The following is a 14,533-nucleotide window of genomic DNA, read 5'->3' on the forward strand; positions in this document are numbered from 1 at the left end:
AAACCCGACTGCCTTCCCGCCCTTTCAGCCTTCCGTCGTGAGAATGCCCAGAAACGCCGCGCCAAACCGTTCGGCCTTCTGCTCACCCATACCCTGGATGCGCCCCAGTTCAGCGAGGGTCCTCGGTCGGGCTTCCGCGATTTTCTTCAGCGTCGAATGCGTGCAGCTCAGGTATTTGTCGATTCCATCGGATCCGCGCGACAATTCGGCTTGTGCCAGCATCAGGAGGTCGAACAGTTCACCCTCAGCACGGCCGGCCAGCTTGCGGCGGGTTGGGTGCATCTCCTCTCCGGCGCCAGTGATCACCTCAAGAAACGCCTGACCGTAGCTTTCCAGTTTTTTCGCACCGACCCCGCTGACCCGCGCCATCTGGTCCAGTGTTGTGGGCCGGGTTTCGGCCATTTCGATCAAGGTGCGGTCGGGAAAAATCATGTACGCGGGCATACGCGCGGCCTCGGACAGTGCCCGGCGCTTGGCCTTGAGCGCCGAGAGAAGTGGCGCATCTTCTTCCGAAACCAGTGTCTTCACCACAGGCTTTCCCACCGCCTTGCGGATTGTATCGCGGCGCAGCGTGATCGAGGCTTCACCCTTCAGGATTGGCCGCGCCGCATCGGTCATGCGAAAGGCGCCGTGGCGTTCGGGATCGGGGCGGATCAGGTCGTATCCCATCATCTGCCGGAATATCGCCTGCCACTGCACCTTGGGCAGGTCTCGGCCCACGCCGAAGGTCGGCAGTTCATCGTGCCGACGCTGGCGGACCTTGTCGGTGACACTGCCGGTCAGGATGTCGATCAGATGCCCGGCACCAAAACTTTCCCCGGTTCGAAGGATCGCTGACAGCGCCTTCCTCACCGCTTCCGTGCCGTCGAACAGGTCCGGCGCGGTGTCGCAGAGGTCGCAATTGCCGCAGGGCTCTGCGGTTTCGCCAAAATAGGACAGCAGGCGACGACGGCGGCAGCAGGTCGCCTCGGCCAGACCCAGCAGAGCGTTCAGGCGTGCATGATCGGCGGATTTGCGGTCAGCGGGCGCCAGCCCCTCGTCAATCTGCGTGCGGCGAAAGCGGATATCGTCGGGACCGTAAAGCGTCAGCGTCTCGGCTGGCGCTCCGTCGCGTCCGGCGCGGCCAATCTCTTGATAATAGGCCTCAATCGATTTCGGCAGGTCTGCATGGGCGACCCAGCGGATATCGGGTTTGTCGATGCCCATGCCGAAAGCGACGGTGGCCACGACGATCAGCCCGTCCTCGCGCTGGAACCTGCCCTCGACCTCGCGCCTTGTATCGGGGTCGAGACCGGCGTGATAAGCGCATGCGATGTGCCCAGCTTCGCACAAGGCCTGCGCCAGCGTCTCAGTCTTGGCCCGCGTGCCGCAGTAGACGATGCCCGACTGTCCCTTGCGCGTCGCGGCGAAGGTCAGGATCTGGCGGCGGGGCTGGTCCTTGACCTCGAAAGCCAGATGGATGTTCGGTCGGTCGAAGCCGCGCAGGAAGGTTTCTGGCGCGTGCCCGTCGAACAGGCGGGTCACGATCTCGGCCCGTGTCTCCTCATCCGCCGTTGCGGTGAAGGCAGCCAAGGGCACGTTCAGCGCGCGGCGCAATTCGCCGATGCGCAGATAGTCGGGGCGGAAATCGTGACCCCATTGGCTGACGCAATGCGCCTCGTCCACCGCGATCAGGCTGGTGCCGATCCGTCTTAGCAGCGTCAGCGTGCCGCCCGAGGCGAGCCGCTCTGGCGCCATGTAAAGCAGACGCAGCCGCCCCTCATCCAGCGCCTGAAAAACCTCTTCGGTTTCCTCCTCGGTATTGCCCGAGGTCAGCGCCCCAGCTTCCACCCCCGCTTCGCGCAGCGCGCGAACCTGGTCGCGCATCAGTGCGATCAGCGGTGAAATCACCACCGTCACGCCATCGCGCATCAGGGCCGGAAGCTGAAAGCAGAGCGACTTACCGCCGCCCGTGGGCATGATGGCAAGCGTATTTCGCCCGTCCGCGACGGCGGCGACGATCTCGGCCTGTCCGGGTCGGAAAGCCGAAAATCCGAATATGGAGGCGAGAAAATCCTCGGCGCGGGTCATGGGCTCGCGTTCTTGTTGGCTCGATGACCGGAGCTTTTCACATGCCCCCGGTAGGGGCAAGGCTCAGTAGCCGTAGAAGAAGCCGGCGTTGTTGGTCAGAACGATACGGATGGCGATCAGGCCGATAAAGGCGACCAGCGGCGCGAGGTCGAGCCCCGGCGTATGGGGCAGGAATCGGCGGATCGGGGCATAGATCGGTTCGAGAAGCCGGTTCAGCCCGTACCAGATCTGCGAAACCAGCGGTTGGCGCAGATTGAGCACCTGAAAGCTGATCAACCACGACATGACGATATGCGCGATCATGACGACCCAGACGATTTGTAGGATCAACATCAGGATTTGGTACAACGACTGCATCAGGTGCTCCGGCATATCTCGGTCCGGCCAGAAGTAATGGCCGGGACGACCCGGCGCAACATCTTACGCAACGTGACTGATTGACGGCGCGGTCAGCCTGCGGCAGGCCAGCGGCGCGCCAATTCCCGCGAGGAGCCCGATGTATCCTTTCCTCCGCATGACCAAGGAAATCTGGACCTCAAGCCGGGCCACGCCGCTTGGCCTGACCGACACCCATGTCTCGCATCACATCTGCTGGCCCTGGGACCTCGACCTCTGGGCCGAACTGAACAACGGCCGCACGCTGACCCTGTTCGATCTGGGGCGCATACCCCTCGCGGTGCGCACCGGCCTTGGCCGGGTACTGCGGCAGAAACGCTGGGCGATCACGGTGGCGGGCAATACCGTGCGCTATCGCCGCCGGGTGCGGATGTTCGACCGGGTGGAGATTCTCAGCCGCTGCATCGGCTGGGACGCGCGGTTCATCTACATGGAACAGAGCATGTGGCGGAAAGGCGAATGCACGAGCCATATGCTATTGCGTTCTGCCGTGACCTCGCCGCAAGGGATTGTGCCGCCGGCCGAGGTGCTTGAAGCGCTTGGTCTGGAGGCGACGAGCCCCGATTTGCCTGGATGGGTTCGGGGCTGGATCGCGGCGGATGCCGAACGCCCCTGGCCGCCGCTTCGCTGAGTGCTTGCGCGCGGGCGGCTTTTCGGGCTTGATCGCCGCCAACAGGCGAGGGCAGGAAAATGACCGTATCGGCACGCAAGCGCATCTGGGGCTGGTGGTTCTTCGACTGGGCAAGCCAGCCTTACAACACCCTGCTGCTTACCTTCATCTTCGGCCCCTATTTCGCCAAGGTCGCGACGGCGGAGTTCATGGCCGCGGGACTGACGGAATCCGTCGCCAAGGCCGAGGCGCAGGCCTATTGGGGCTTTGGCCTGTCAATCTGCGGGATTGCGATCGCCATTCTGTCGCCGATCCTTGGGGCCATTGCCGACGGGTCGGGGCGGCGGATGGTCTGGATCTGGTTCTTCTCGCTCCTCTATGTCGTCGGTGCCCTTGGCGTCTGGCAACTGACGCCCGAGGCACCGATGCTGGCGCAGGCGGTCTTTTTCTTCGGCATCGGCTTCATCGCGATGGAGTTTGCCACGACCTTCACCAATGCGCTCATGCCCTCGCTGGTCGAGGATGAAAAGCTCGGCTCGGTCTCGGGCAGCGGCTTTGCTTTCGGTTATCTCGGCGGGCTGATCGCGCTGATCATCATGCTTCTGTTTTTTGCCGAGAATGGCGACACCGGGCGCACGCTGATCGGCTTGGCACCGGCTTTCGGGCTTGATCCGTCAACGCTGGAGGGCACCCGCTTTGTCGGGCCGTTCTCGGCGATCTGGTTCATCGTCTTCATGATCCCGTTCTTCCTCTGGGTGCGTGAACCAAAGCGCCCCGCAGGGATGGTGCAGCGCGCGGGCGCGGCATTGACGGGGCTCTGGCAGTCGATACGGGGCCTGACCGGGCGCAGAAGCCTGGCCGCCTATCTCGGGTCCTCGATGTTCTACCGCGACGCGCTGAACGGGTTGTTCGGCTTTGGCGGGGTCTATGCGTCTGGTGTGCTTAACTGGTCGATCACCCAGATCGGCATTTTCGGAATTCTGGGCGGGGTCACGGCGGCTCTGGCAAGCTGGCTCGGCGGCTACGCCGACCAGAGGTTCGGGCCGAAGCCGGTGATCAAGGCCTCGATCCTCGTGCTGATTGCCGTATGCTGCATCGTTGCAGGGATGAACCGGGAAAGCATCGTCGGCATCGCTATCGCCGCGAACTCCGCCCTGCCCGACGTGATCTTCTATGTCTGCGGCGGCCTGATCGGTGCGGCAGGCGGGACGATTCAGGCTGCCAGCCGGACATTGATGGTGCGCCATACGACGCCCGACCGCGCCGCCGAGGCCTTTGGCCTCTTCGCGCTTTCAGGAAAGGCGACGTCATTCCTTGCGCCGGGGCTGATCGCGATCATGTCGACGATGACCGGCAGCCAGCAATTGGGCATTACTCCGCTTATCGGTCTTTTTCTTATCGGCCTTGTCTTGCTAGTCTGGGTGAAACCCGATGGCGACAGAGGAATGGCATGAGGCGGATACTCGCGGCTTTTCTGGCTTTTTCACTCGCTGCCGGCGGCCCGGCTCTGGCCGATCCGCTGGCGAACCAGTTGTTCGGCGCCAAGCGCGCCGCCTCGACGCAAAAGCCGCATGCGATCGGCACCTATGCCAAGGGCTGCGGCGCGGGGTTCGTGGAACTGCCGGAAACCGGGCCGACCTGGCAGGCGATGCGGCTTTCCCGGAACCGCAACTGGGGCCATCCAGAACTTGTGCAATATGTCATGGACCTGTCGGTTACGGCCCGACAGATGGGATGGGCCGGGCTTTATGTCGGCGATATGAGCCAGCCGCGCGGCGGGCCGATGACATCGGGCCATTCCAGTCACCAGATCGGGCTCGACGCCGACATCTGGATGCTGCCGCCGAAACGCCTGAACCTTAGCCGGGGCGAGCGGGAGAGCATCAGCTCCATTTCCGTGCGGACCGAGGATCAGACCCGCGTCAATGGCAACTGGACACGCACCCATCATGCACTCCTGAAGGCCGCCGCCTCGGACCCGCGCGTCGACCGGATCTTTGTCGCGGCCGCGGTGAAAGTCGAGATGTGCAAGACCGCCAAGCGGTCGGACAAGTCCTGGCTTCAGAAGATCCGCCCGCTCTACGGCCACAACACGCATTTCCACGTGCGGCTTAAATGCCCGAAAGGCTCGGGCCTTTGTCAGACCCAGACACCGACGGTTTCGGACCTGTCCAATGGCGGAACCGGCTGCGACGAGACCCTGACCTGGTGGGTGACGGACTATCTGGAGCAGCTCAGAAACCCGCCGAAGCCGTCAAAGAAGAAGGGGCCGCGCAAGAAAGGCGCGCGTGAGTTCACAATGGCCGATCTGCCCAAGCAATGCTCAGCCGTTCTCGCCTCGCAGTAATCCTGACCGCGACGCTGATCGTAGCGGGAGGTGCATCGGCGCCGCCGCGTGCGACTTATGTCGGAACTTTTATCTGGCAACTGGCCGATGACCCGCATTTCGGAGGTTTCTCCGGGTTCGATCTGACCGATGGCGGTGTGCTTTTTTTTGCCATCTCCGACACTGCGGCGATCTATTCAGGCGTTCTGAGTCGTGGCGAAAAGGGACAGGTCAATGCGGTATCCGCAGGTTCGGCCACGCCGCTGCCTTCTCGGGCCGGCGCGCCTCTGGCAGACCCGATGGACGATGCCGAAGGACTGGCAATCGGCGGCGACGGCACGATCTATGTCTCCTACGAAACCGAGGACCGGATCGTCGAGTACCGGGATGGCGGCAGGACATGGGTGCGGGAAACACCGCCGCGCATGCTGCTGAACCGGTTTCCGCTGAACAAGGGGCTGGAGGCGCTTGCGATCAATGCGAACGGCGATCTTTATGCCCTTCCGGAGGAAGAGCGTCGACCGACCGCACTGATTTCGGTCTACCGGCTTCGCGGTGAGACGATCGACATTCCCTTCACGCTGCACCGGGATGGTGACTGGCTGCCGGTGGGCGCCGATTTCGGGCCCGACGGGCGGCTCTACGTGCTGGAACGCGACTTTTGGCCGTTGATCGGCTTCATGAACCGGGTGCGGCGTATCACACTGGACGACGACGACGTCACTGCCGACGAGGTGTTATTCGAGACCCGCGCGGGTGCTCACGACAACCTTGAAGGGCTCGCCGTCTGGCGCGACGCAGAGGGAGCGATCCGACTGACGATGGTCTCGGATGACAACTTCCTGCCGGTGCAGCGGACCGAGATCGTGGACTACCGCGTCGCCGAATGACTTGACCGCCCCCGGACAAGGGCTTAAACGCCGCCCGTTCCCGGTATGGGACCAAGTCTCCGCGACCTTGTAAAAAACGGACAGAACATGACACGCAAGCTTCTTCCTGGCATCATTGCCATGGCCGCAATCGTCGTGGCCGCCAATATCCTCGTTCAATATGTGATCGACGGCTGGTTCCTCACATGGGGCGCCTTCACCTATCCCTTCACCTTCCTCGTCACCGATATCACCAACCGCATCCACGGTCCCGCCGCAGCGCGCCGCGTGGTCTATGCCGGTTTCGTCGTCGGTGTGATCTGTTCGCTGATCGGCACGCAGATCATTGGCGAGTTCGGCCCGCTCGTAACCCTGCGCATCGCAATCGGCTCTGGCCTGGCCTTCCTTGTCGCCCAGCTTCTGGATGTCGCGATATTCGACCGGATGCGCCGGGGCGCCTGGTGGCGCGCGCCGCTGGTCTCCACCCTGGTCGGGTCGGCCGTCGACACCGCGATCTTCTTCACCATCGCCTTTGCCGCCTCGCTCACCTTCCTTGAACCGGCCAATGACGTTGCTTGGGCAGGTGAGATGATCCCGCTCCTGGGCGTGGGTGCAGTGGTGCCGCTTTGGGTGTCGCTGGCCACGGCAGACTGGATTGTGAAATTATCGCTTGCCTTGGTCGCGCTTGTCCCGTTTCGGGCAATTGTTACAAGATTGACGGCAAACGTTGCGTAAAAACAATTGACAGACACAAAATCTGTGGCAGCCTGTGGATAACGGCAACGCAGAGAAAGGAGGTGATCCAGTGTCTAGAGTGATATTGGAGAGAGGTGTCGGGACAGTCAGGGGGGCCGTGGCCTGAGGGCAAACCCTAGGGTTTCAAACCCTGACTGGGCCTAGTCGATCTTCGACACCCTAACTGGCCCATCTCCGTAGATCTCGGAGGGCCGCTCCAACCCGGAGCGGCCCTTTCCGTTTCACGCTATTGGAAAATTCGGTCCCGCGTGGGCCCGTCTCAGCCGGGCATGCCGCCATCGGTATCGTCGCCCGCCTCTTCCAGAAGCCGGTCGAAATTCGGGATTGTCACGTGGCGCTTGCCTTCCAGCTCGATCACCCCGTCGCGCTTCAGTGCCGACATCTGTCGGCTGACGGTTTCGAGGGTCAGGCCAAGGTAGTCCGCCATCGCTTCGCGGGTCAGCGGCAGGTCGATGACAAGCTTGCCCGCAGCGGGCAGCATTTTCAAAGATGCATCGCGCCGCGCAACGATAGCCAGCAGGCTGGCGATCTTTTCCCGTGCGGTCTTGCGGCCAAGAAGCAGAAGCCATTCGCGCGCCGCATCCAGCTCATCCAACGTCATTTCCAGAAGCCGCTGGGCGATGTGGGGCGTCTTCGCCATAAGTTCCTCGAACGGCTTCTTGCGGAAGCAGCACATCAGAAGATCAGTTGTGGCCACGACGTTGTAAGGGGCGGTATCGCGGCCCGGGCGACCGACGAAATCAGATGGGAAAAGAAGCCCAACCGTCTGGGTCCGACCGTCTTCCATCACCTGGCTGAGTGTCGCAACGCCGGTCACGACCGAAGCCACGAATTCCATCCGGTCGCCGGACCAGATCAGGGTCTGACCCGCCTCGAAGCTGCGATAATACTTGATCGCGTCAAGCGCCATCAGTTCATCGGCCTCGCAACGCGCGCAAACGGCCCGGTGGCGGATCGGGCAAGAACCGCATTGTGGCTGGGCGAGGGGTATTTCCTGTAGGGCCATCTGCATTTTGATCTGTGTCAAGGTGGGGAACCGGCCCCGGTCTAAAGCTAGGCGCATGACTGCTGAATCGCAACTCTCGCGGTTCGGACTCTTTGACGCGCGTGTACCGCGCTATACAAGTTATCCGACCGCCCCGCATTTCAATTCGTGCGTCGGCCCCGAAGATTTTCGGGACTGGATCGGTGCGATCCCGGAAGGGGCACGGATATCACTCTATCTGCACGTGCCCTTCTGCCGCCGTCTGTGCTGGTTCTGCGCCTGCCGGACACAGGGAACAACTTCCGATGACCCGGTCCGGGCCTATATCGAAGTCCTGAAGGCCGAATTGCAGTTGCTGAAAACGCGGCTTCCCGCCGGTGTCACCCTGTCCCGGCTGCATTGGGGTGGCGGCACACCAACCTTGATGCCTGCGCGCGTGATGGAGGATCTTGCCCGCGCCGTGTTCGACGTCGTGCCAATGGGCGACGGGGCGGAATTCTCGGTCGAGATCGACCCGAATGAGATCGACGACGACCGGCTCGATGCGTTGGCCTCGGCGGGGATGAACCGGGCCTCCATCGGGGTGCAGGATTTCGACCCGGCCATTCAGAAGATGATCGGCCGCGATCAGTCTTTCCAGATCACGAAGAAGGCCGCGGACATGATCCGGGATCGGGGCGTCGCATCTCTCAACGCCGATATCCTCTTCGGCCTGCCGCGCCAGAACCGCGACAGGATCGCCGCGTCTGTGCAAAAGCTCTTGTCGCTCAATCCCGACCGGGTCGCCCTCTATGGCTATGCCCATGTGCCCTGGATGGCGCGGCGGCAGGTGATGATCCCATCAGACACCCTGCCCCGGCCGGAAGAACGGCTGGAACTGTTTGAGACGGCGCGCAAGCTTTTTGTCGCTGATGGATATGACGAGATCGGGATCGACCATTTCGCGTTGCCGACCGACGGTCTGGCCTGTGCAGCGCGCGAAGGACGGTTACGGCGGAACTTCCAAGGCTATACCGATGACACGGCCGAGGTGCTGATCGGCGTTGGTGCGTCATCGATTTCCCGCTTTCCACAGGGCTATGCACAGAATGCGCCTGCGACCTCGGCCTATACCAAGGCGGTAAGGGCGGGTGAATTCGCCACCGCAAAGGGCCATGGTTTCGCAGGGCAGGACCGGATGCGCGCACGGATGATCGAGGCGTTGATGTGCGATTTCCGCATCGACGCAAATGAGATCTGCCGAGACTTCAACATAAGTGCAGAGCAGCTTCGTACGCTCTTCGACACTGCGGCACGCGACTTTGGCGATATGGTGGAGATTGGGCCCGGCGCGTTCAGCATTCCGGAACGCGCGAGGCCACTGACCCGGATGATCGCAAGGGCATTTGACGCCTATGATCTGTCAAAGGCGGGGCACAGCCCGGCGGTGTGACGGGGCAGAAAAGTTCTGTTCCAAAGCTTTTCTGCGTAAGGATTTTGGAACAAAATTCTTACGGCACCACCCGCGATCACCGACCTGCATTCTCAACGAATTCCACGAGGCGCGGAAGACTGTGGCGTTTCAGGTCATAGCTGTCGCTGATTGTCGCCCGCGCCGCCGCACGCAAGGGCGCCGCCGCTTCTGGGTCAGCCAGCGCAGCGGTCAAAGCCTCTGACCAGCCGTTCACGTCGAAGAAATCGACCAGCCGCCCGTTTTCCCCGTCGCGGATCAATTCCTCGACCGGTTTCGTACGTGAGCCCACGACCAGCGCTCCGGCGCTCATCGCCTCCAGCATCGACCATGAAAGGACGAAGGGATAGGTCAGGTAGGCGTGGACCCGTGTGACCTGCAAGAGCGACAGAAATTCAGGATAGGGAACGTTGCCGAGAAAATGGATGCGGCTGAGGTCGACCCGATCCTTCACCTCGTCGAGGAATATCTGCTTCCACGTCATGCCCTTGGCTGGCGCGGGCCCATAGCTTTGCGCGTCACCTCCGACGATCACGATCTGAGCTTCGGGCCGCGCCTTCATCACCTCGGGCAGGGCGCGCATAAAGATGTGATAGCCGCGATAGGGTTCAAGGTTGCGGTTCACGAAACTCAGAACCTCATCCCCTGGTGTCAGAACCCGGCCGTTCGGCAGGGTCAGCCGTGCGCGGGGATCTGGTTGCACCCGGTCGGTGTCGATGCCGTCGTGGATCACGCTGATCTTGTCGCGCAATTCCTCAGGGTAGGTTGAAGCCTGCCAGGCCGTCGGTGCAAGGGCCGCGTCCGCCTCCACCAGCGCCTGCAAGAGATGCGCGCGCCTTGCGACAACCGACAGGTTAGGGCCGTCGACGTTCTGGAATTCGGGATCAAAGCCGGTATCGGCGCACTTCGCGCGATAATAGAACTCAGCGTAGGTCAGATGCCGCGCTTCCGGCCAGACCTCGCGCAGGAACAGCGTTTCACCCCAGCCGCCATGGCCGAATACGATGTCGGGCACGAAGCCCTTCTGACGCGTCAGTTGCAGTGCGGCGCGGGCCACCGACACTCCTCGTTCCGACATCTCGGCATAGGTCTTGGCGGCACCCTCCACCTTTCTCTCTGCCGGATCGCGATAGCGCAGAACCGGAACGGGAGCGGTGCGCTTGTTGCGCGCAGCCGTCAGTCCCACGACCTGATGACCCCGGCTGACCAGCGCAGGCGCGAGATGCAGAAATTGGCCGGGGAAGTTCTGATGAACGAAAAGAATCTTCATGCGCTGCGGACCGCGTGGCCGAAGGCGGCGGCCATCAGTTCGCGGGTATAGCCAGTCTGTGGATTGTCAAAGACCGCATCGCCATCCCCGGTTTCGACCACGTCACCTGCCTTCATCACGATGACCTTATGGGCCAGCGCACGCACAACCCGCAGGTCATGGCTGATGAAGAGATAGGCAAGCCCGTAACGCCGCTGGAGTGACCGCAGCAATTCCACGATCTGCACCTGTACGGTCATGTCGAGGGCCGAGGTCGGTTCGTCCAGCACCACGACCTTTGGCCTCAGGATCATCGCCCGGGCGATGGCGATGCGCTGGCGCTGGCCGCCGGAAAACTCGTGCGGATAGCGTTCCATCATCGCCGGGTCCAGCCCAACCTCGGTCATGATCTCCGCCACCATCTCTCGCCGGTCACGGCCCTTCTCGACGCCGTGCACCGTCAGCCCCTCAGCGATGATCTGTTCGCAGGTCATGCGCGGACTGAGGCTGCCATAAGGGTCCTGAAAGACGATCTGCATGTCACGGCGCAGTTTCCGCAGATCGCGTGGCCGCCAGTCCGAAATATCCTGCCCGAGATAGACGATGGGCCCCTCGGAGGCGATCAGCCGCATGATGGCGAGCGCGAGCGTCGTTTTGCCAGAGCCGCTTTCGCCGACGATGCCCAAAGTCTCGCCCGCCCGAACCGAGATGCTGGCGGAGTTCACCGCCTTCACATGCCCGACCGTGCGGCGCAACAGCCCGCGCTGGATCGGGAACCAGATGCGCAGATTTTCGGTACGGACAATCTCTTCGGCCCCCACAGGCACAGGGTCGGGCCGGCCATGCGGTTCGGCGGCCAGAAGCTTTTGGGTATAGGGGTGTTGTGGGTTCGAGAAGATCTGCTCCACCGACCCCTGTTCGACAATCTCACCCCCCTGCATCACGCAGACCCGGTCGGCAATGCGCCGCACGATGCCAAGGTCGTGGGAGATGAAAAGCAGGCTCAGTCCCTCACGCTCCTTCAACTCGGCGAGAAGGTTGAGGATCTGCGCCTGAATGGTGACATCCAAAGCGGTCGTCGGCTCATCGGCGATCAAAAGCTCCGGCCCGTTCGCCAATGCCATCGCGATCATCACCCTTTGGCGCTGGCCGCCCGAAAGCTGGTGCGGGTAGTCGGCCAAGCGACGCTCGGCATTGTCGATGCCGACCTTCTCCATCAATTCGATGATCCGCTTTCGCGCGGCCTCGCCCACCAGTCCCTGATGCAGCGCCAGGCTTTCGGCCAGCTGCTTTTCCAGCGTGTGAAGGGGATTGAGCGAGGTCATCGGCTCCTGAAAGATGAAGCTGATATCGTTGCCACGCACGTCGCGCAGCACGGGTTCCGGCGCGCCGATCATCTCGCGGTCGAGATATTTGACCGAGCCCGACACTTCGGCATTGTCGCCGAGCAGCGCCACGGTCGACAAAGCCGTCACCGATTTGCCCGAGCCGCTTTCCCCGACGATGGCGACGGTTTCGCCCTTGCCGACGGTAAAGCTCACCCCCTTCACCGCCTGGATCAGCTTGCCATCCTGCCTGAAATCGACCTTCAGGTCGCGGATATCGAGGACGGTCTTCATTTGAAGGTCTTCCGGGGGTCGAAGGCATCGCGGACGCCTTCGAAAATGAAGACGAGAAGCGAAAGCATGATGGCGAAGGTGAAGAAAGCCGAAAACCCCAGCCAGGGCGCCTGAAGGTTCGACTTGCCCTGCAATGCCAGTTCGCCGAGCGAGGGCAGGGAGGAGGGCAGGCCGTAGCCGAGATAGTCGAGTGCCGCGAGCCCGCCGATGGCCCCGGTGACGATGAAGGGCAGGAAGGTGAGCGTCGCCACCATCGCGTTCGGCAGGATGTGGCGGAACATGATAACCCGGTCACTGACCCCGAGCGCGCGGGCAGCCCGGACATACTCGAAGTTGCGCGCCCGCAGGAACTCCGCCCGCACCACGCCGACAAGCGCAGGCCAGCCGAAGAGGATCGTCACGAAAACCAGAAGCCCAAAACTGCGCCCGAGGATCGCGAAGAGGATGATGATGACGTATAGGCCGGGGGTCGATCCCCAGATTTCCAAGAGCCGCTGGAAGATGAGATCGACCCAGCCACCGAAATAGCCCTGCACGGCGCCCGCCGCGATGCCGATCAGGCTGGAGATCGTTGTGACGATCAGCGTGAAGAGGATCGACAGGCGAAAGCCATAGATGATCCGTGCCAGGACATCGCGGGATGTGTCGTCGGTACCCAGCCAGTGATCGCCATCGGGAGCAGAGGGCGCGGTACCGACGTTGTTGATCGTATTGTAGCGGTAGGGGATCGGCGGCCAGAGCATCCAGCCCTTCTTGATCGCTTCGCCATTGACGATACCGTCGTCGGCATCCTCGATCACGCCTTCCGGGTCATCGAAACAATCTTCCAACCCGCCCGAGACGATCAGGCAGCGCACTTCGGGTTCGCGGTAGACGGCCTCGGTCCGGAAATCGCCGCCGAAGGCGGTTTCGGGATAGAACTTGTAGATCGGGAAATGCAGCCCGCCGCGATAGGAAACCACAATTGGTTTGTCGTTCGCCACGACCTCGGCCATCAGCGAGAGGCCAAAAAGTACAAGGAAGATGCCCAGCGACCAGACCGCGCGTCGGTTGGCCTTGAAGTTGCGCCAGCGGCGCTGGTTCAGGGGCGACAACCGCATCAGCCCGCCCGCTTTTCAAAGTCGATGCGTGGATCGACGAAGACATACATGAGGTCCGAGAGGATCCCGATCAGAAGGCCCAGCAGGCCAAAGACCCAGAGCGTGCCGAAGACAACCGGATAGTCGCGCGCCACCGCCGCCTCATACCCAAGGCGCCCAAGCCCGTCGAGCGAGAAAATCGTTTCGATCAGAAGGCCGCCGCCGAAGAGGACAGCGAGGAAGAGGCCGGGGAACCCGGCGATGACGATCAGCATCGCGTTGCGGAAGACATGGCCGTAAAGCACGCGGCGCTCGCTCAGGCCCTTGGCCTTTGCGGTCAGCACATATTGCTTGTTGATCTCATCGAGAAAGCTGTTCTTGGTCAGAAGCGTCAGCGTCGCGAAACTGGAGATAGTGGAGGCGACAACGGGTAGAGTAATATGCCAGAAATAATCAGCGATCTTGCCAATCAGGCTCATCTGTTCCCAGCCGTCCGAGGTCAGCCCGCGAAGCGGGAAAATGCGCCAGTAGCTGCCGCCGGCGAAGAGGACAATGAGCAGGACCGCAAAGAGGAAGCCCGGAATCGCATAGGCGACGATGATCGTGCCGGAGGTCCAGGTGTCGAAGGCCGACCCGTCCTTTACCGCCTTGCGGATGCCCAAGGGGATCGAGATCAGATAGGCCAGCAGCGTCGACCATAGGCCGAGCGTGATCGAAACCGGCATCTTTTCGATCACCAGATCGACGACCGAGATCTTGCGGAAATAGCTCTCCCCGAAATCAAAACGCAGATAGTCACCCATCATCTTGATGAAGCGCTCATGCGCGGGCTTGTCGAGGCCGAACTGTTTTTCAAGCTGTTCAATGAATTCCGGCGGCAGACCACGCGCACCGAGATAGCGGTCGTCACCCCCCGTCTGGCTTTGGGTTTCGACATCGCCACCGCCCGAGATGTTCTGAAAGACGTCGCCCGATCCTTCCAGCCGGGCGATGATCTGCTCCACCGGCCCGCCGGGCACGAACTGCGTGAGCGTGAAATTGATCAGCATGATCCCGAACAAGGTCGGGATCATCAGCAGTATTCTTCGCAGGATATAGGCGCCCAAAGTGCTGTTTTCCCGGTG

General features: G+C 62.1%; 13 protein-coding genes. 6 read left to right on the forward strand and 7 right to left on the reverse strand.

The window, feature by feature from the left end; translation table 11 throughout:
* Positions 1–24: 24 nt before the first annotated feature.
* Both recQ and QKW60_RS18865 read right to left on the reverse strand, forming a co-directional pair.
* Positions 25–2,070, reverse strand: coding sequence for a DNA helicase RecQ (gene recQ / locus QKW60_RS18860; protein WP_282371004.1), 2,046 nt, complete (start codon positions 2,068–2,070; stop codon positions 25–27).
* A gap of 63 nt (positions 2,071–2,133) precedes the next feature.
* Positions 2,134–2,427 (reverse strand): YggT family protein, encoded by a 294-nt coding sequence (locus QKW60_RS18865; protein ID WP_282371006.1) that lies wholly within the window; start codon positions 2,425–2,427, stop codon positions 2,134–2,136.
* Between the two features lie 139 nt (positions 2,428–2,566).
* On the opposite strand from QKW60_RS18865, the gene QKW60_RS18870 reads away from it, so the two are divergent.
* From QKW60_RS18870 to QKW60_RS18890, 5 genes are all read left to right on the forward strand, one after another.
* On the forward strand, positions 2,567–3,097 hold the full coding sequence (locus QKW60_RS18870) for an acyl-CoA thioesterase (RefSeq protein WP_282371008.1): 531 nt from the start codon (positions 2,567–2,569) through the stop codon (positions 3,095–3,097).
* 59 nt (positions 3,098–3,156) lie between these two features.
* Positions 3,157–4,530 (forward strand): MFS transporter, encoded by a 1,374-nt coding sequence (locus QKW60_RS18875; RefSeq protein ID WP_282371010.1) that lies wholly within the window; start codon positions 3,157–3,159, stop codon positions 4,528–4,530.
* Entirely contained in the window at positions 4,527–5,423 is an 897-nt protein-coding gene (mepA, locus tag QKW60_RS18880) for a penicillin-insensitive murein endopeptidase (RefSeq protein WP_282371011.1), read from the forward strand. Before QKW60_RS18875 ends, mepA begins: the two co-directional genes overlap by 4 nt.
* Positions 5,396–6,292 (forward strand): esterase-like activity of phytase family protein, encoded by an 897-nt coding sequence (locus tag QKW60_RS18885; protein ID WP_282371012.1) that lies wholly within the window; start codon positions 5,396–5,398, stop codon positions 6,290–6,292. The genes mepA and QKW60_RS18885 overlap by 28 nt, the downstream gene beginning before the upstream one ends.
* 87 nt (positions 6,293–6,379) lie before the next feature.
* Positions 6,380–7,006, forward strand: a complete 627-nt coding sequence (locus QKW60_RS18890) for a queuosine precursor transporter (protein WP_282371014.1) — start codon at positions 6,380–6,382, stop codon at positions 7,004–7,006.
* Positions 7,007–7,286: 280 nt separating this feature from the next.
* Here the strand turns inward: QKW60_RS18890 and fnrL are convergent, their stop codons facing one another.
* Entirely contained in the window at positions 7,287–8,033 is a 747-nt protein-coding gene (fnrL, locus tag QKW60_RS18895; RefSeq protein WP_282371049.1) for a transcriptional regulator FnrL, read from the reverse strand.
* 55 nt (positions 8,034–8,088) lie between these two features.
* Between fnrL and hemN the strand changes: the two genes are divergently transcribed.
* Entirely contained in the window at positions 8,089–9,444 is a 1,356-nt protein-coding gene (gene hemN / locus QKW60_RS18900; protein WP_282371016.1) for an oxygen-independent coproporphyrinogen III oxidase, read from the forward strand.
* Positions 9,445–9,520: 76 nt separating this feature from the next.
* On the opposite strand, the gene QKW60_RS18905 is transcribed toward hemN, so the two are convergent.
* From QKW60_RS18905 to QKW60_RS18920, 4 genes are read right to left on the reverse strand one after another with little or no spacing between them, the layout of a single operon-like run.
* The gene (locus QKW60_RS18905) at positions 9,521–10,732 is read right to left on the reverse strand and encodes a glycosyltransferase (protein ID WP_282371018.1); all 1,212 of its coding nucleotides are present in this window, start codon (positions 10,730–10,732) and stop codon (positions 9,521–9,523) included.
* Positions 10,729–12,330: an ABC transporter ATP-binding protein gene (locus QKW60_RS18910; RefSeq protein ID WP_282371019.1), complete on the reverse strand. Its 1,602-nt coding sequence runs from the start codon at positions 12,328–12,330 to the stop codon at positions 10,729–10,731. Before QKW60_RS18910 ends, QKW60_RS18905 begins: the two co-directional genes overlap by 4 nt.
* Entirely contained in the window at positions 12,327–13,430 is a 1,104-nt protein-coding gene (locus QKW60_RS18915) for an ABC transporter permease (RefSeq protein ID WP_282371020.1), read from the reverse strand. Before QKW60_RS18915 ends, QKW60_RS18910 begins: the two co-directional genes overlap by 4 nt.
* Positions 13,430–14,515 carry a microcin C ABC transporter permease YejB gene (locus tag QKW60_RS18920; protein ID WP_282371021.1) on the reverse strand — a complete coding sequence of 362 codons (1,086 nt, stop codon included), beginning with the start codon at positions 14,513–14,515 and terminating at the stop codon, positions 13,430–13,432. Before QKW60_RS18920 ends, QKW60_RS18915 begins: the two co-directional genes overlap by 1 nt.
* Between the last annotated feature and the right edge of the window lie 18 nt (positions 14,516–14,533).

It is taken from the genome of Albidovulum aestuarii (assembly GCF_029961185.1).
Lineage (GTDB): Bacteria > Pseudomonadota > Alphaproteobacteria > Rhodobacterales > Rhodobacteraceae > Albidovulum > Albidovulum aestuarii.